This window comes from Brevibacillus schisleri, from assembly GCF_055685845.1.
Window position 1 is genome coordinate 2,154,722 of sequence record NZ_JBVNDM010000001.1, and the last position, 17,710, is coordinate 2,172,431.

Genomic DNA, 17,710 nt, shown 5'->3' on the forward strand with positions numbered 1-17,710 from the left:
ATAATGAGAAATGTAGTAACCGTATGGGGAACAACCTTGCAATCGGCTGATGAACTAGCGGATTTTCTGACTCCGGTTTACGATGAGGATGTTGAAGTGATACCGTCTGGCTTTTTAACAGCGTCGGGTCTTGAATGGATAGACGAGGACTTTTTTGAAGTACATGAGGTACAGGATGCAGAGGCGAGAGCAGACTTTTTCATGTATTTGGAAAACGAATATGCAATGAATGCAACCCTCGATCGAAAAGAATGGCCGGAAAAGCTAACAGAGGAAATTGGCAAGTACCCACATGTCATTTTGCTGTATGGCAATGAATCGCGGTACGGATCGATTAACGAAAAATTGTTCGATCTCACTGAGGGCGGGCAAGAAAAAGATTCACCGTTAGTCCTGCTCGCCAAACTTGTATTTGAAACAGAAGAGCGATAAGGAGCAGAGAGAAATACATAAGATAGGAGAGAAAGATATGGCTTATCATTTCGCAGATTTGTATGATGCGGCTGAACTGGGAGACATCGAGCTTGTAAAAAAGATTGTTACGAAACAGCCGGAATTGCTGCATGAAAAGGATGAGTATGAGTTTTCCGTACTGCATGGCGCAGTGATGACGGACGATGTTGACCTCATTGCGTATTTGGTCGCACAAGGTGCGGACGTTCATGCGAAAAACGATGAGGGGATTACCCCGTTGCATATCACGCTCTATCCAGAGGTTGCAGAGGCGCTCATCGCGCACGGTGCAGACATACATGCCAGTGCTCATGATGGAAGTACCCCGTTGCACACACAGGTAGCGGATGGAGAGGAACGTTTGGATGTGGTAGAGTTATTGCTGGCCAAAGGTGCGAATCCTGACAAAAAAGACATGGATGGGCAAACACCATACGATATAGCGCGTGAGAGAGAAGACGAAGAGATGATGGCTCTATTTGAATAGGGGAAAAAGGAAAGCGTCCGTTATGATTCCGGACGCTTTCTTTCTTGCTCGAGTGCTGCGACGCGTTTTTCCAGCTCGTCGATGGCTTTTTGCTTGATTGCGGTGCGTTTTACGATGAACAAGCAGCAAGCAATGACAAGTGCGAAAGGCATTAGAAAGACAAAGAGCTGGAAGAGTAAAGTACCCCATTCGATCGACACAGCGCCAAAATCTAGCATGGGTGATCACTCCAATCATAGGTGGAAATGTGAATCCTTTACCATACAAGCAACCGTGAATTAATCGACAACAACTCCCTGCGTACAGGCACGCATAGGCGACCGCCCACATAAGGATAGAAGTAAGCTATTCCAGACGTGGAGGTGGCAGCCATGTCCAGCATTATCGCGGCGCTTTCCCTTGTTTTTAAAGAACTACTCGTTTTTGTGGCTTATGTCAAGAACAATGCCTTCCCGCAACCGCTTCAGGACACCGAAGAAGAAAAGTACCTCCGACTCATGGCCAAAGGCGACCCTTACGCCCGCAACAAGCTGATTGAGCACAATTTGCGTTTGGTGGCGCATATTGTGAAGAAATTCGAGAACACGGGTGAGGACAGTGAAGATCTGATCTCCATCGGTACCATCGGCCTGATCAAAGCAATCGAGAGTTATCAGGTGGATAAGGGCACCAAGCTGGCTACGTATGCTGCGCGTTGTATTGAGAATGAGATAGTAATGTCAAAAGGGTAGCTCATGGGATGTAGTCATATGAGGAGGGGGACCTACATATTGATTGAGTTCACTTTTAGAAATCAGTTTTACTTTTTTTGAAACAGTTAAATTCGGATTTTCGACAAGTAACAGTTGATCTTTATTAAGTAGACGAATTAAGTACCATTATTCTCCATTTGAACTGTTGGTGACGAATTAGCAGCAATAATTAAAACAAATGGTGGGATATAATGAACGGCTCCAGACTGATCAAGGGTTTGTTGGACAAGTCGTTTACATTTGCAGACGAAGAGAAGAAGAAACTTGACGCTATCATTGAGCCCTCAGCACGTCACGCGTAAAAGACATCAATGTGTACCTTGATTGAGGGCTAACAAAAGTCCAATTCTACACAAAAAAGAAAGATGCAATAAGGCAAATTGCTACGGCACTCGGCATGATCTGAGTGCCTTTTTTGTGCGAAAAAGCCCAACAAAATCGCGATAAAATGCAGGTTGAAATTTGACTTTAGAGATACCGTCAATCCCTTATCAATGGCGTACTCGAACCACCTATGGATGTTGAGGAATGTTAGCCTACCGAGAGGAACATTCTGAGTCTTAGCGCTAGTCCTTCGTCGGTTGTGGCGGGGTAAGTAAGACTAAAAATCGTCTCCCGCCATTGTTAAAAACCTTATTTCGGCTTGACGAGGCTTGGTTAACCTCTCGGGAGTCTTGTAGAACCGAATTAATGATGGTTACTCGCGCTCAGTGTGCGTTGTGATATTTTGTATAAAAAACTATTGCAGAGGTCGTACTACATAAATAAACTAAAAATGTAATTAAATGTAATATAGGAGAGGGTAAGATGTTGAGAGGAAAATTTAAAAATATTCTATTATGTGCTGTTGCTGTTTCAGGTCTAACGATTGGTACTCAAGGTGCATTTGCAAGTGATAGCACACAGAAGCCTATCCAGAAACAAAGTCAAGAGAAAATCCAAGCCAATGCCCAAGGGCAGGTTCTTCACTCGTTTGATATTTCTAGAGTAGATCGTTGGCAAAGCTCTGGCCCATTCACTCTTAACTCAACCAAGTCAGTTAAGCTAAAAGTCCTTACGGCGAATATAACTTGGTCTCCAGTAACTCCATATTCAGAAGTCAGTATAGTTAGACAGGGTGACGGCAAACGCGTGACCATGTCGATTTATGCAAGGGATTATAAGGAAGAGGATTTTGTTCTTGAGCCTGGTACGTATTACTTAGAGTTTCTAAACCACATGAGTATGCCGGTTTATATGAGAGGATCCGTAATTGAAAATTAACTTTTCTCTGTATAACAATTTCAGCAATAAATATAGAAACGAAGAGGTGGAGCAGATGTTGAAAAGCACATTCAAAAAGTTCCTATTATGTGGTCTAGCTGTTTCTGCTTTAACAATTGGCACTCAAGCTGCTTTTGCAAGTGATATCAAACAAAACCAAACCTCACTTAAGCAAGGGCAGAGTCAGGTTCAAGTTGAAAAACAAAGTCAGGACGCTTTCTTTTGGTTCCATCTTTCTAGATTAGATAGAATAGCTTCATCAGGAACATTCACCATTGAATCAAAAACGTCAGTTAAGGTAGTAGGTTTTACTGGTAGTGTAAATCCAAGTTATCCAGTGTTCCCGGATTCAAAGGTCTATATCGTTAACCCAAATGGAAAGACCTTATCTATGTCAATTGTTGGGAATCAATATAAAGAAGAAGTTTTTGAACTTGAGCCCGGGACCTATTATTTAGAGTGCGTAAATTATGGAAGTCGTCCTATTTTTATGAATGTAAATTTATATAAAAATTAGTATTTTTACGATTTAAATAAATGAAGGAATAAGTGCCGTCATAGAGGCTGGTGAAATGTAGTGCGCCAATAGGTCAACTCGGTGACAGGAGAAATATACTACACGGAGGAAGCGCCGGTCGGACGAGATTGTAAAAGTTTTTCGTCCAGTTGATCGCAGCTCAAAATTCGCGAAGATCAAAGCCAGCCAAAAGGCAAAGCGACGGCTCAGAAAGCTGTCACTTGCTGAGGCTGGCTTTTCGTTGAAGATCGCTCCTTAATGACAGCGGGGTACGCAGCATTGATTGCTGCTATTGCAGCAACTCAAAGGCATGGGGGGCAGTTTGTTGGCATTTATATGACTGACGGTAGCAGTGCTTAAATTAATTCGCATGATGATTAATATCGAAGAGTAAAGAGCATCCAATCGGACGCTCATTTTTTGAAAAAACCCCATGAAGTGGTGAGGTAGTCTAAAGTTAGAACAAAGATTGGGAATCGTTTCCCTGCCTATGTTTACGACCTTCTATTGTTTTCTGTCTGAAGTAAAGAAACAGAGGAAAAGAAAATGATAGACCAACTGTTAAAGTTGCGGCGATGTAAATCCACCAATGCTTCATGTGATGCTTTCTAACTTCTTGAAAAAGAAATACCCAGAAAATGAAGCATGAGATAAGAAAATCGGTTGCAAAAAACGAAGAAATGTCGTTTGCAAAAAGTTCCGATGTAAAAAGATTGATATCTAATCCATTTGTACGAAGGAACGGAATGAAATAACTGTAAGGCAAGACTGCCCCCAAAATTGCCAGTAATAAATATAGGTTTTTCATCCTCAACTCTCCCCCTTATTTTTGGAGATATTATACAGTAGGTAAAGAGTCCACTTCAATTCGTTTTAGAGTAAATTCTTTACAGTTTAGGGAATTTATGTGTTTCTCAACATGCTAAATACCATGGTGAACAATACTGTAGTTTTCATGAAAGGCCTGTTCAGCAATAGCTGCCAATGAAGATAGGGTTTTAGTCAGATCATCTCTGGTGCAATTCCACTTCTCGTAGGCACCATTCCCATTCTCATCCATAACAAAGTCTCCGGTGAGCTGGATGGTTGAAGGAGCCAGAGAAAACAACCGTGACCAATTTAAACAAATGTCTTTAAGAAGGTTCGCACCTTCGTGACGAATGATCGTAATGCCATGGTAATTTAAGCCGGTGTGGATTTCTTGGGTTGAGGGATTAAAGGAAGGGATCCATCGAAGAGAGTCCCATATGTAGAGGACAAGGTTATCACTTAAAACTACGGTCTCAACTGGTTCATGTTCGAGTTCACTTCGTACTAAGAAAAACTCATGTGTAAGGCCTATTTTATCACCTGAATGTGTTTGGCAAAATAAAAGTACACACTTTGGCAACCGAAAAGTGCAGACCATTTCCGAACATGAAAAAAGCCTTGCCAGCTAACTAAACAACCCCCTACTCTTCTATTTGCGGAACAGATAGGAGAGGGATGAAAGGAATGCTGGCAATGGCTCAACAATACTATATCAAATACTTGCGGGACGTAAAAGATCAATCGATCTCCCAGATAGCAGAACAAACTGGTGTTAACTGGAGAACAGCAAAGAAATATGCAGATTGTTCGGACTGGAACAAAGAAGAGTGTCCTCTTCGAGGAAAATTCCCTATTATGGAAGCTTATCGTGAGCAAGTGGATACTTGGCTTATGGAAGATCAAACCCGCCCCAAAAAGCAGAGGCACACGGCAAAACGTATCTATGATCGCCTTGTTTCCGAATTTGGCTTTGCAGGATCAGATCGTACCGTACGGTACTATGTTGCCAAGCGGAAGTTAGAACTGCAAATCGAAAAATCGGAACCTTATATTCGTTTAAAACATCCAGGTGGAGAAGCTCAGGCGGACTTTGGAACATTTCAAGCAATTATTGGCGGTGAACTGGTAGAGCGGAAAATGTTGATCCTCTCCTACCCTTACAGCAACGCGGCATTTGTTTTTGTTACTCCGAAGGAGAACACCGAGTGTTTCTTGGAAGGGTTACGGCGGTTATTTGAGATGAGCGGCGGAGTGCCTAATCGAATCTGGTTTGACAATCTTTCAGCGGCAGTTGTATCTGTAGGAACCGATGGAAAGAGAAAGCTTACAGACGAATTTCAACGATTTGCTCTTCACTATCGCTTCCAGCCTGTATTTTGTAATCCAGCTCAGGGAAACGAAAAAGGACATGTTGAGAATAAAGTTGGTTATGCACGAAGAAATTGGTGTGTTCCATTACCTGTAGCCAATGATTTGGAACAACTACAGTATGTTATCAATCAGCAAGCCTTTGAGGATTTGAAAAGACTCCATTATGCGAAGGGAGTCTTACAGCAAGAGCTTTGGGAGCGAGAGAAAATCAAGCTTTTGGAACTTCCTCTCGTACCTTACGAGGCTTTCCGTTTAGAATCCGTAAAAGCCAATGGATACGGTGAAGTTCTCGTTGATCAAAAAACGTTAAAGGTTCCATCTATCCGTTCTCACGAACGAGTATGGCTGAAGTATTGGTGGAACAAAGTAGACGTACTAAATGACAGCTATGAAGTCCTCATTTCACTACCAAGGGGATATATAGACGAGCCGATCCCAATTGATCTGCAAACGCTGTTGGAGCCACTTTATAATAGGCCGAAGGCTCTCGATTACAGTTCTGTCCTTGCTTTGCTTCCCAGCCAAACAAAAGCTTTTCTTCAATCTGTGGAAGGAAAAAGTCGCAAAGCAAGAATCGGCTGGATCATTCGAATGCTAAGAACATACCAAATTGAGGAGATCGAAAGATGCCTTACGCAAGAAAAGCAGGATGATGTGAGTCGATTGGAGCATGTTCTGTACCGTTTACGTCATCCAGAGATAATCCCAACACCTATGAAAGACAATCGAACACCGTCTGTTTTCGTTGGGTATCAGCCAGATCTTTCGAGATATGATCAACTTCAACGGACGGAGGTACGAAAATGAGAGAAGAATTACGTCAACTATGCAAGCAGATGAGATTAGCACATGTCATGAATATCTATGATCAAGTACCGTTTGAACACCCAACTCAGTTTCTTCATGCGGTTCTATCAGCGGAACGAAGTTCCCGTGAGCAGGGAAAAATCCGACGATTGTTACAGAAAGCAAGATTTACGCAAATAAAGACTTTTGAAGGGTACTCTTTCGAGTCGGTTTCGCTACCTGAGAGTGTAACGATTGAGGAATTGAAGAGAGGCTCGTTTGTAGAACGAAAGGAAAATGTTATTTTGCTGGGTGCCGTAGGCACAGGAAAGACGCATCTGGCCACGGCAATTGGTGTAGAGGCGTGTAAACAGGGGAAAAATGTGAGGTTTTATCGGGTTGCAGAGTTGGTTTCCATTTTGCAAACCAAGTTTCATGCTGGCAATCTACCGAGATTTCAGAAGGAATTAATGGATGCTGATTTACTAATCTTAGATGAGTTAGGATTTGTTCCGTTTCACAAGGATGGTGCTGACCTACTTTTCCATCTAATCTCAGAATGTTATGAGCGAATCAGTGTCATTGTTACCTCGAATTTGGAATTCAGCCAATGGAATACGGTTTTCGGAGATAACCGTTTAACCGCTGCCTTGATTGACCGTCTTGTGCATCATGCTCACATCGTAGCTTTCACAGGAGAGAGTTATCGCCTTCGGCATGCTCTTTCCCACCGTTAATAATAAAAATTTAGCCTGGCAAGGCTATGCACAAAATGGCTGCCGAACTCTGCACTTTTTACTTGCCAAATACACCTGAAGTTAGTAAGATTTTTGTTCATATAATCACAATGCATACTTAGTCAATGACGAAGAAATCGTCAAAAATCTCTCCGTCAAGATTGAATAGTAGTTTATACCAGCCAAGTTTCTTGTTTTTAAAAACGATTGGAATGTATGAGGCAACGTAATCAAATCCGTATGAGATACCCTCATATGTCATGTTTTCATCCCATCTATCGATGAACATGGCTACTTCTTTTAGCGATATGGTTAAATCTTCGGTCTTAAAATCAACACCAAATACAGAATGGAATTCCTCAGTGTCTTCACTTTGGTAGATCCAAAAACTTTTCCAGAACGAATGAATCGACCTAGTTTCGACCTCATGTGTGAGGCACCATTGTTTTAAGAATCCACTGTTCAAAAAATCACGACCTTTGGTAATTTACCACAATAGAATAGTTATTGAAAAAGCCCTTTAATAAAAGGGCCCGTAATAAAAGTTTCGAATCCATTAGATTTAATCTCTAGGAATTCCATCAATATCATGACCACGACCAAGACTGCTGCTAATAGAAAAGTAGGCCAGTAATAGGTTGGATGATCAAAGTACCAAGCCCGATCATCACAATTACTTGGGCCATAGTCATTTGAGAAATTGATTTTCTACCCGCAATTCGCAGTAGAAGGGTACCGAGTACAATTACACCTACAGTTTGCCATATCAGAGTCCAACTCATGTGAATACCTCCGCATTCATGATGGTATAGGTTGCCCAATTGGCAGGAAAAGTTTACAAGCCACACGATTTGTTAAATGGGGAGGAGAGACGATGCAAATATGTAGCAAGGAGACGACTAGGCAAGACAACAATCGATATGCGAAACGATAGTGGTAGAAAATGAAAGAGGCGCTAAGGCATTTATACGCTTAGCGCCACGGGGATTGGTTATTTCAGTACATTCAAAGCACGACGTAGTTTCTTTGCAAACTCTATGGGTGGTTCAACAGATTCAATATGCAAATACATGAGACGTGGCTTATCAAAGAGCCAGTGATTGTGCAGGGCAGAAACGATAAACCCTTCTTTACGAACAGCGTCAATAAACTTTTGGACTTCGGTTTGCAGGAGTGTAAATTCACCTGTATTCAAGGTGTTGCCTTCTTTGTCGAGGGATTCAATGGTAATTTCATGCTCAGTATCATATGGCTTGCCCAAGATTGTTGCATTGAGGTTACGCTGAATCGTGATAGAACAAGTATCATTTGACATGCCTGTCCCACCCAGAATTTTGGCTATCCGATCGCATAAACTTTTCGGTATCTTCAAGTGTGATCCTCCTTTTCTTGTTTTCATACATTCTATGTAGAACAGAATAAGAGGTTCTGGACAGGGGGAAAAAAGGGTGCATGTACAAGTGAAAGGATTTACACGACAAGCAAATTGCTCGTCGTATTCGAAAAGTGGCTTATGAACACTGAAAAAATAAGATAGCCACCACCTAACTAACTTGTGAGAGGTGTAAGGCTATCTTTTTTATGTTTTGAACTGCCAATGTCATTAGTGCTTGCTCTTTCATATCCAAGCACCAAAAGGCAATATGGGTGGAATATAGCGATGTTGAATTCAGTGCAGGTTGTATGATGATGAGCAAAGACCTGAATGTAATCTACGCCAAGACATTTTCCATAACCTCCTTTTTATACCAACCTAACGATTATGAGAATACACCGATCCTGTCACAAGTGTGCAGATTTACTTTCTGCACCACCTCTTATAACCTGTGACCGCAATTGGTATAAGGATTGGCTTGCGGGAGAGAACTCTGCCCAAAGGTTGGGTGTATTTGGGTAATTTTGGGTGGGGTGTAACCTTATTCAAAAACGATTCGTCAAACAAATGTATTTTCAAACACCCAATAAACGTTTGCCCCACTGAGGAGGTAACAAATCCATGAAAAAGGTTGTGTTTATCGCTGCAATGATAGCTGTTCTGTCTGTCGGGCAGATCGCCTATCCCATTCAAGAGGTAGGAGCGGCAACGGCGGCCTCTTATCGCATTTCCTACAAAATGCCCACGGTCAATACGCTGGAAGAAAAAGAAGTTTTTCATTCTCTCCTAAAAGATGCGCTTAAGATCAAAAATCCGCATCCGGCCAGCACCCTGGACAAAAACAGAAAAAGCCTTACGGAAATCGTCGGCGATCTTAACGGTACAGACACGCCGCGCGGGTTCATGATCGATGAATTCGTCGTTTCAAAAAACGGGTATTTGTTTGCCCTGTACAATGAGATCGGGGTATTGGATCCCGTCTATCCCCAAGGCTACGATCCGGCCGCCATCAGCAAGCAAATATTGGAGCAGGAAGCATCTGGTCAATGGGGAGGCGATCTTCGGCGAAAACGGGGAGAGATGGAACTAAAAGCACGGATAGACGCACTTATCCAAGCGGGGTACGTACAGCCTGAGGAACTGAAAGACCAACAGCTTACGAAGCAATTTGTTGCGGAGACGTTGTACCGCATGTACAAAAAAGTTAAGCCTTTTAAAGGGAGTGTAGCTCCCAAGGACAGCCAAAGTGAAGCAGTCCGTTGGGCAGTAGAGGTGGGAGTGCCTCAATTCCAGGTCGATGCAAAAGGGTTTGTGTATCCGCAATCGCAGCCGTACTACACAAATTCGCTCGACTTCATCCAGCTGTTTTTGCCGAGTAAAAAAACGGGGGCTGGATGGGAGTATTTTCAATACGAAGTCAATCAAGACATGCTGCTAGAGGCCGTGCGCAACTATTCGGGCCAATTATTGTATGTAAACAACAAGCCGTTGTCCTCCCATCCCAACTATGTGATTCTGTCTAATCTTCCAGAGACGAAGAAGGCCGAAACGCAGCTTAGCGCCTCTCTTGCACCTAAAGTATTGGAGATGGTGGAGCAAGTTCGGCGAGAAGTCCAAAAACCGCGTGTGTGGGACTGGCGAACAGACGTAGTCAGGCATCCTTCCTTTACCAAACTTGTGAGCGAGTACCGAAAAACGAAGAACCAAAAAGCGCTGAATCAGGTCTATCAAACAGTCAAGGCACGCTATAATTTATTCGATCGGCAGGACTCACTGCAGGTCATAAAAAGCGTCCTGGATCATATTCGGTGAGTTTTCGACAACACTACACCATCATCAAACAAAAGCACCCGTGTGGTGCTTTTTTCATGTTTCTTCACTACTTTTGACAAGCCGTTCGCGCATATCTTCTCGACAGGAGGGGATGAACGGTGCATGTAAAGATTATACCGGGTATTGCTACTGACAGTATTCGTTCCGCCTGTTATCAGTATTTATTAGGAAAATACAGGAGGGAGAAGCCGTATGATCGGAATATATGCCAGGGTGAGTACAGAGGAACAAGCCAAGAGCGGATTCAGCCTCGACGATCAGTTAAGGGAATGCAGGAAGAAAGCAGCGACGAGTGAAGCTGCTGAATATGTTGACGATGTATCAGGCGAGTTCTTAGATCGACCGGCTCTCTCAAGGCTTAGACGAGATGCGAAGGAAGGACTCATTACGAAGATCGTTTGTCTGGATCCCGACCGGTTATCACGCAAGCTTATGAACCAGCTGCTAATTACAGATGAATTTGATAAACGCGGGATAGAGCTCGTATTCGTGAATGGCGAATACGCCAAGACGCCAGAAGGACAGCTCTTTTATAGCATGCGTGGAGCTATAGCAGAATTCGAAAAAGCGAAAATCAATGAACGAATGAGTCGTGGAAGAAGAGAAAAGGCAAGACAGGGCCGCGTTCTCCGTGATTTTCAAATATATGGATACAGTTATGATTCTAGGAAGGAACAGATCGTAATAAATGAAGCAGAGGCAGCAGTAGTGCGACTCGTATTCGATCTTTTTACTCAGCCCAACGAGCTCGTTCAGGGAATTAATGGGATAGCTGTTTATTTAACCAAAAAAGGGGTTCCTACCAAGCGTGGTGCTAGTGTATGGCATCGTCAGGTGGTGCGGCAGATGTTGATGAACGAGGCGTACGTGGGGAGATTTTATCAAAATAAGTGGAATACGGAAGGAATGCTGGGTAATCAGTTTCGCGAGGCAGATGAGAAAGTCCGTATGAAAATGCGCCCAAAGGAAGAGTGGATATCCTTACCCTGCCCAACTATCATTGACGAAGCAAGATTTGAACATGCCCAGCGACTGCTAAAGGAATCCAGAAGGAGATGGGCAGGGCGGAGCTTCAACGAGTACCTCTTAAGTGGCCTAGTACGTTGTGGGTCCTGTGGTAATACGATGTCAGGAAGAAAAGTGAAAAACTGGAGCCGCCATGTATTTGAGTATACTGACGTTAAGAATACAGCAGGTGCAAAAAATAAGGGATGCGGTCACCGTGTAAGATGTGAGCAATTGGACAACCAGGTTTGGGAAACGGTATGCTCATGGTTGAACAATCCAGATGAGATAGCGATAGCGGTTGAAGAAAAGGTGGAGGCTCCATTTGAGCAAGCAGAGCTGGAACGTTTGCAAAAGGAACTCGAAAAAACGAAAGCAGGGCGCAAAAGATTGCTCAAATTGTTTGCATCCATTGAAGAAGACATAAGCGAAGAAGATATACGACAAGGGTTAAAAGAACTGAAGGAAAAGGAAGATAAACTGAATCAGCGCTTGAACGAGCTACATGAACAAGCGAAACTACAGATCGATAACGAATATAGCCGAAACTTGATCCAGGAAGCTGCAGACTATTATTTATCAAAAGCACAGGATGAACTTTCGTTTGAGGATAAGAAAGAGCTGATCCGTCATGTAGTAAGGGAAGTTAGAGTTTATGAGGAGAGCGTGGAGATATACACGTTCTAAATCCGTTTATGCACTTCTTTTGACATTTAGATTGAAATCCTCATGCATCTGAGAAGTCTGAAAAAAACCAAAAAAGATGTTTCCTTGCACGACCCAATCGGGACGGATAAAGAGGGGAATGAAATCACCTTAATCGACGTCCTTGGTACAGAAACTGATGAAGTGGTCGACGCTGTGCAGCTCAAGCTGGAGTCCAATAAAATTTACCAGCACATACACATCCTCGATGAGCGTGAAAAAGAGGTGATCATCGGTAGGTTTGGGTTGGATCAGGACAAAGAAAAGACACAGCGTGAAATTGCGCGGGAGCTGGGCATTTCTCGTTCGTATGTATCCCGTATCGAAAAGCGAGCGTTAATGAAGTTGTTTAATGAGTTTTATCGGACGAAACAGCCGCAGGGTAGATAAAAGGTAAAGGGATAAAGGAAAATCATTTGAGAAAAGATCACCCGTAAGCGAGGCATTCTTTAAGCCAGCCGTCTTACGGGTGATTGCTGTGCGAATAGCATCGGCAAAAATAACCCCACCCTATAGCCAAATTCACTAAGGGTGGAGTGGGAAACGTTACCCTGCCTATGGCTCACTCTTTAGGGATTCAATCCAATCAGCATGACAGGTACCGCACAAAAGTTCATTGCGGTCCTGCTTACCTTGGAAAAACGTGATTTGGCGAACGCTGTCTGTTTCACATTCACAATAATAACAGCGATATTTCTCCAATTCGTTCCCTCCTTGAAGAGTTTTTCAAGAGTAACGATAGTTATCCTCTCCATCTATGGTGTTATCTAACACACTAGGAATTTTTTGAATAATTTTTTCTAAATGCAAGTGCTAAGTCAATCACTAGTCCAAACAAGAAGTAAGTAATGACATGCAGTAAATACCCAACAGAAAGAATGGTACTGTTAGCATCCTGATACACTTCGATTATCCAATGTCTGAACGGTTCAATATAAACAATTTCATTGAGGATGGGGTTTGTCACTGCAAATAAGATGTGCTTTTTATCATTCCCTAAAATATCGAAAAGGCAAATCAAAATACTGACCAAAGTTAGCCAAAAACTAAACTTTTTAAGCAGGGTCAATATGTTCACTCTCCAAATTAGATTCGGATCATTCCGGACTATGGTCATGGACCTATTACTTACGTAGCCAATAACCGTCTTGAATCATGTGGCGGTTTTTATTTGCACGTGTGAAACAAAAGCGAGAATCGTTCGTCAAAATAAAGGGGGTTCCATATATTTACAGTTAAAAAGCATTATAGCATTCTACCTTTTGAAAAAATAGAAACAGAGAGGAGTGAAAATAAAAAAAGAACCTGACGATGATATTGCGGTATGGGAAGGATGAAAAATGTAATGAAGAACAAAAGACAAATTATATTATCAACACTTGCATTAGGTTTTCTCGTTGGCGGAGGCTATTTGTTTTTAGATTCTCATAAGATCGAAACGAGTCGTGCTTACGACCAAACCTCTCATAAACCAGCAAAAAGTGATAAGCAGACTTTAAAAAAAGTAGATGTATCGGGAGAGGTAGTAGAGGGCTTCGACAGTACCAAAGAGCTTCATGAAAGCGCTGAAGTGATTGCCGAGGTTGAAATCAATGAATCGGAGAGCTTCCAGTATGAAAACGTCGTATTTACCCTTAGTGATGCAAAAGTCAAACAAGTGTATAAAGGTGAGGTACTGCCAGAAAATGTGATCAATATACTAGAGACCGGCGGATATAAAAATGGAACAGAGTATACTTTTGAAGGTAATGAGGTATTCGAAACAGGTGAAAAAGCGTATGTATACTTAGAAAAATATGATGGTCCCGTTACCGAAGACGCGTACGTAATTAAAGGGGTTTATCAAGGGAAATTCCTCAAAGAAGAAGGTAAGTTGCAGTCTCCTAATGGAGTGGCCAAAGGATTGCAGATAGATAAGGAAAGTCAATTAGGACTTGATTAAAATGATTGACACAAGCCACTTGGCCCCGCAAATACGTGAGGAAAAGTGTTTTCATCTTGCAAATTCCACAGCTAACCCGTCCCTGTATAAAAGAGACGGGTTCTTTACTGAGAAATGTTTATTCGTATCCAGAATGTGCGGGCAACTTTATTTGACCAAGATTTCAACCTTGGTTCCATCGGGATAATCCTCAAGTCGATTGGAAATCCAGGATCCAGCCCCACGATTATCTGAAGGTGATATGTATTCAATATGTGCCCCTGTGCCTCCCTCAGCACACATAGCCATTGGCCATTCATCTCGATCATATCCTTTTTTTGTAGGAATACCTTTGAGTGATTTTTCGCGATTTCCATCTGCCCCACTGCGGTCAATTGTACATACAGCTGACTTCCCAGAGGCAATCGCTTCTTTGATATGCTTTGCAGTCTGAGGATATCGATCAGACGGAAAAACGATCGTATGGTCTACATTCCCGTTGTTGACTGTTTTGTTCTCTATTGGCACAAGCCCAAAGAAATAGGCGGCGCCGATCAGCAGCACCACAATCAACATCAGCATTTTTTTCTGGGTCATGCTTTTGTCCTCCAATATAAGTTCTTGATCAATAATAACTGCTTGATGAAGTTGTTTAATGAGTTTTATCGGACGAAAACGATCACCCGTAAGAGAGGCAATTCTTTAAACTAGCCGTCTTACGGGTGATTACTGTGCGAAAGCCAAAAGGATCGCTTATATCTACTGGTTAAAATCGATGTACGTCAAAACTTCCTGTTCGCTATTATAAAAAAATTAAATTATACCTTTTTTTAGCATGATATCTATTATTTTTTCAGCTATTTTTTCAGGAATGCAAATCCCACTGGAAGTATAAGTTAGGTTAGTTAAGACAACAATACTCAGTTTTTTGCTGTGCGAGTAGCCTGAAAAATGATTGTATCCGCACATGTGGCCGATATTGGTTCTTAGAACGACACCACTTTCGTTTTTTACACTAAAAAACAATCGTAATTTCCGTTTACTTTGATCATCAAGAACATCGGTATTAAAAATATTATATAAAAACCGACTAACATCTGATGCATTTGAAACAATTCCACCTGATGTAAAGCTTAAAGTCGGAAGGAAGAGTGGAAATTGATCGATATTCGCTTTTTTACCTAAGTGATATTTATCTAAATCGTATCCGGTGGCAAGGCCATGTGGGAGCTTATCCTGAGCAGAATAAAAAGTATTCGTTAAATTATAGTTGTCTAAAAAAAACTCTTTCAGTATGTTCGAAAATGATTTATTTGTTACCTTTTCAGCTAGTAAACCGAGAAGAACATAACCTGTATTAGAATACTTCCGATTCTCACCAGGAGCAAAATAGGGCTTGTTTTTTCTAACTTTATTTACAAGCTCATCAGGTGTAGACTTTTTACCTAAAAAATATAGTTTAAATAAATGAAATTTGTTAAGCAAAGGGTCATATAAACCACTAGTATGATTTAGTAAGTGTTTAATTGTGACACCTTTATTATCTGAAGAGATATTTATATCTTTTGAAGCTGAATCATTCAGCGAGATTAATTTATCTTGAACTAGTTTTAATATGATTGCTTGCACGTAAATTTTTGTGATACTTCCTAAATAGTAAACCGTATTTAATGTAGCTCTTTTTTTTGATTCTAGATTTGCATACCCCGAAATAAAATGAAATTCAGCATTTTCTTTCAAGACTAGCGATACTTGGATACTCGGAACGTCAAATTCTGCTCTTAGCTGATTTACAGCGTCAACAATCTCATTCGTAACATCTTTTTTTAATGTTGATTTAATAAAACTATCCGTTTCATTGGTACTTTCTTGAAAAGTTTCGGATGACAGAATTGGGCGATTAAAAATTTGGTACGTTAAATAAATAAAGTTGGAAATACAGTAATTAACAAAAATTTTAATTCTCTCAGTAATCATCTATTGAATCTCCAGTAAGCTAACTTTATGAAGCAAAAAGAAAGGAGCCTATGCATTTTATTAGTGCCATACTGCCAAAGTTCATATTATCTCAATCAGATGAACTTTTCTAGTAAGATTGAACAAAAACACTACATACATACCGAATTATATTTCATTACAAAAGATTACACATAAACGTTTTTAATCGTTAGATTTAGTAAATAGGAGGAAGCCACATGATGGAAAAGCTAATTACACAATTAATTCAAAATTCTCCTCAAAATGAAGATAACATGCCTAGTAACGACAATAAGTTCATGAAGATTGGCGACTTCGTAGACAACCTGGTTTTAACGAGGGGATGATTAGTGCACAGAACTTCATTGTCAACGTGGAGTTTTTTAAGGAAGTCCGATCACCGTGGGGATTACGTGAGACAGCAACATTAGGTATGAAAAAATGTCTGCCGCTATCTTGTTCCTGTGCAATATGAATGGAAACGTCCCAAACGAGCAGAAGTAGAGGCGAAGAAGGTAGTGCACAAGGAAGCCAAGTTGATCGGTTAGCTTTGAGGTACAAGCTTCTTAATTATTTTGTAACGGTGACATATAACATCTCTGCCAACACGAAAACTTGAAAAGCAGCCACACCAAACAAAATAAATGCCATCTTACGGTTTTTCTTCCGTTCAAATATTCCTAAAGAAGCCATGACAACGGCAAGGCATATCATCGTTACGATTCTTAAGAAAGCCACATGTGTAAAAATATTCACTACTGCAATAGCAAGAGCAACTACTGAAAAGATATTGAACCAAAGAGTTCTATTTTTCATAAACAATCACCAACGATTTCCTTTTTGTAATGATTTTAACAGATTGGCGATCTAGAAACATTAAAATGGCTCCGGGAATTGTAACAAGAAAAACTCCCTAATAAACAGGGAGTGGTAAAGAGACAACTAATTTGGTTAGCGCGATGTTTCTTGAAGCAAGGTCACATTACATCTCGCGTTCTGGACACCACCAACCGCATCCATGACGAAGGCAAAGCCAGATACAGCCTCCAGATTGTGCTGGATAATAAGATGAATATTGAACCAATTGACCATTTACTTTCTTGAATTTCTTAGAATGAGTTTTCTTCTTCTTCATGGGATCTCTTCTCCTTTAGGATGGATCTAAAATAAGGTATTAACAGAATTTTCTTTTTGATTGTACGAGTGTTCTCAAGTGACGAAAATGGACGATAAAATAGTGTTAGGATGGTCACGGACGTGTGCTCGCCTTATTGAGGATTGAATGAAAAGGCACCCCAATAAGGTTCCAACGTCCCACAGTTTGGCGTTTTGGGAAACCTCGATTGTAATTTCGGGAATTTTCTGAAGAGGAAAATCAAAAGTCTCTGCCCCTAATGTATTGGATATAACATATGTTAAAATAATGGCTATCGGAATTGATAGACTGTGTGCTTTTTTATCGAGGTGGTCGTGATGCCAAGTTTCAATTTAATGAGGTGTCTATGCAGATTTTACGTTTTTTTAGTGCAGCAAGTGTAGCGTTTCTTGTCAGTGCCATGTTGTATATTATTTGTATGCTCTCCTTCCTATCCTATCAAGGTGAAGGAGTGGTTAATGTTTTCACTTCCTTGACATTTATGTTGAGTTTTTATTTACTACCGTTTTGCTATGTTGGATGCTTGTTAGGAGAAGTGGTATATTCTTTTACATCCAAGATA

Annotated in this window: 19 protein-coding genes and 1 pseudogene; 11 read left to right on the forward strand and 9 right to left on the reverse strand. The window is 41.2% G+C overall.

The annotated features are described in order from the left end of the window. The first annotated feature begins 3 nt into the window (after window positions 1-3). Window positions 4-432, forward strand: coding sequence for an immunity 22 family protein (locus ACUUHJ_RS10675; protein WP_472298868.1), 429 nt, complete (start codon window positions 4-6; stop codon window positions 430-432). Window positions 433-469: 37 nt separating this feature from the next. Continuing rightward, window positions 470-940 carry an ankyrin repeat domain-containing protein gene (locus ACUUHJ_RS10680; protein ID WP_173604906.1) on the forward strand — a complete coding sequence of 157 codons (471 nt, stop codon included), beginning with the start codon at window positions 470-472 and terminating at the stop codon, window positions 938-940. 20 nt (window positions 941-960) lie between these two features. Here the strand turns inward: ACUUHJ_RS10680 and ACUUHJ_RS10685 are convergent, their stop codons facing one another. After that, window positions 961-1,158 carry a hypothetical protein gene (locus ACUUHJ_RS10685; protein WP_472298869.1) on the reverse strand — a complete coding sequence of 66 codons (198 nt, stop codon included), beginning with the start codon at window positions 1,156-1,158 and terminating at the stop codon, window positions 961-963. Between the two features lie 153 nt (window positions 1,159-1,311). On the opposite strand from ACUUHJ_RS10685, the gene ACUUHJ_RS10690 reads away from it, so the two are divergent. The 3 genes from ACUUHJ_RS10690 to ACUUHJ_RS10700 all read left to right on the forward strand — a co-directional run bounded on the left by ACUUHJ_RS10690 (window position 1,312) and on the right by ACUUHJ_RS10700 (window position 3,472). After that, the gene (locus tag ACUUHJ_RS10690; RefSeq protein ID WP_012685634.1) at window positions 1,312-1,671 is read left to right on the forward strand and encodes a sigma-70 family RNA polymerase sigma factor; all 360 of its coding nucleotides are present in this window, start codon (window positions 1,312-1,314) and stop codon (window positions 1,669-1,671) included. 828 nt (window positions 1,672-2,499) lie between these two features. Then, on the forward strand, window positions 2,500-2,955 hold the full coding sequence (locus ACUUHJ_RS10695) for a hypothetical protein (RefSeq protein ID WP_472298870.1): 456 nt from the start codon (window positions 2,500-2,502) through the stop codon (window positions 2,953-2,955). Window positions 2,956-3,010: 55 nt separating this feature from the next. Then, the gene (locus ACUUHJ_RS10700) at window positions 3,011-3,472 is read left to right on the forward strand and encodes a hypothetical protein (RefSeq protein ID WP_289677235.1); all 462 of its coding nucleotides are present in this window, start codon (window positions 3,011-3,013) and stop codon (window positions 3,470-3,472) included. A gap of 457 nt (window positions 3,473-3,929) precedes the next feature. On the opposite strand, the gene ACUUHJ_RS10705 is transcribed toward ACUUHJ_RS10700, so the two are convergent. Further along, entirely contained in the window at window positions 3,930-4,280 is a 351-nt protein-coding gene (locus tag ACUUHJ_RS10705) for a DUF2834 domain-containing protein (protein ID WP_289677236.1), read from the reverse strand. A 677-nt stretch (window positions 4,281-4,957) separates the two neighbouring features. Here ACUUHJ_RS10705 and istA point away from each other — a divergent pair. Next, window positions 4,958-6,460: an IS21 family transposase gene (gene istA, locus ACUUHJ_RS10710; RefSeq protein ID WP_472298126.1), complete on the forward strand. Its 1,503-nt coding sequence runs from the start codon at window positions 4,958-4,960 to the stop codon at window positions 6,458-6,460. Further along, a complete protein-coding gene (gene istB / locus ACUUHJ_RS10715) occupies window positions 6,457-7,176 on the forward strand; it encodes an IS21-like element helper ATPase IstB (protein WP_092272886.1) in 720 nt (239 codons plus the stop codon). Before istA ends, istB begins: the two co-directional genes overlap by 4 nt. 118 nt (window positions 7,177-7,294) lie before the next feature. On the opposite strand, the gene ACUUHJ_RS10720 is transcribed toward istB, so the two are convergent. Further along, window positions 7,295-7,642: a hypothetical protein gene (locus ACUUHJ_RS10720; RefSeq protein ID WP_289677237.1), complete on the reverse strand. Its 348-nt coding sequence runs from the start codon at window positions 7,640-7,642 to the stop codon at window positions 7,295-7,297. A gap of 525 nt (window positions 7,643-8,167) precedes the next feature. After that, window positions 8,168-8,548 carry a DUF1259 domain-containing protein gene (locus ACUUHJ_RS10725; RefSeq protein WP_012685641.1) on the reverse strand — a complete coding sequence of 127 codons (381 nt, stop codon included), beginning with the start codon at window positions 8,546-8,548 and terminating at the stop codon, window positions 8,168-8,170. A 624-nt stretch (window positions 8,549-9,172) separates the two neighbouring features. Between ACUUHJ_RS10725 and ACUUHJ_RS10730 the strand changes: the two genes are divergently transcribed. From ACUUHJ_RS10730 to ACUUHJ_RS10740, 3 genes and pseudogenes are all read left to right on the forward strand, one after another. Next, window positions 9,173-10,363, forward strand: a complete 1,191-nt coding sequence (locus ACUUHJ_RS10730) for a hypothetical protein (RefSeq protein WP_472298871.1) — start codon at window positions 9,173-9,175, stop codon at window positions 10,361-10,363. Window positions 10,364-10,576: 213 nt separating this feature from the next. Continuing rightward, window positions 10,577-12,076: a recombinase family protein gene (locus tag ACUUHJ_RS10735; protein WP_472298872.1), complete on the forward strand. Its 1,500-nt coding sequence runs from the start codon at window positions 10,577-10,579 to the stop codon at window positions 12,074-12,076. 33 nt (window positions 12,077-12,109) lie between these two features. Further along, window positions 12,110-12,484: pseudogene (locus ACUUHJ_RS10740) on the forward strand (sigma-70 family RNA polymerase sigma factor); the annotation flags it as partial. A gap of 385 nt (window positions 12,485-12,869) precedes the next feature. On the opposite strand, the gene ACUUHJ_RS10745 reads toward ACUUHJ_RS10740, so the two are convergent. Continuing rightward, entirely contained in the window at window positions 12,870-13,163 is a 294-nt protein-coding gene (locus tag ACUUHJ_RS10745; protein WP_289677242.1) for a hypothetical protein, read from the reverse strand. A gap of 276 nt (window positions 13,164-13,439) precedes the next feature. Between ACUUHJ_RS10745 and ACUUHJ_RS10750 the strand changes: the two genes are divergently transcribed. Next, on the forward strand, window positions 13,440-14,036 hold the full coding sequence (locus tag ACUUHJ_RS10750) for a hypothetical protein (protein WP_289677244.1): 597 nt from the start codon (window positions 13,440-13,442) through the stop codon (window positions 14,034-14,036). A gap of 147 nt (window positions 14,037-14,183) precedes the next feature. Here ACUUHJ_RS10750 and ACUUHJ_RS10755 read toward each other — a convergent pair whose 3' ends face one another. From ACUUHJ_RS10755 to ACUUHJ_RS10770, 4 genes are all read right to left on the reverse strand, one after another. Continuing rightward, window positions 14,184-14,612: a NucA/NucB deoxyribonuclease domain-containing protein gene (locus ACUUHJ_RS10755; RefSeq protein WP_472298873.1), complete on the reverse strand. Its 429-nt coding sequence runs from the start codon at window positions 14,610-14,612 to the stop codon at window positions 14,184-14,186. Between the two features lie 216 nt (window positions 14,613-14,828). After that, window positions 14,829-15,992 (reverse strand): serine hydrolase domain-containing protein, encoded by a 1,164-nt coding sequence (locus tag ACUUHJ_RS10760; protein WP_472298874.1) that lies wholly within the window; start codon window positions 15,990-15,992, stop codon window positions 14,829-14,831. 570 nt (window positions 15,993-16,562) lie between these two features. Beyond that, window positions 16,563-16,808, reverse strand: coding sequence for a hypothetical protein (locus tag ACUUHJ_RS10765; protein WP_472298875.1), 246 nt, complete (start codon window positions 16,806-16,808; stop codon window positions 16,563-16,565). 166 nt (window positions 16,809-16,974) lie between these two features. Continuing rightward, on the reverse strand, window positions 16,975-17,127 hold the full coding sequence (locus ACUUHJ_RS10770; RefSeq protein ID WP_472298876.1) for a hypothetical protein: 153 nt from the start codon (window positions 17,125-17,127) through the stop codon (window positions 16,975-16,977). Window positions 17,128-17,710 lie beyond the last annotated feature (583 nt).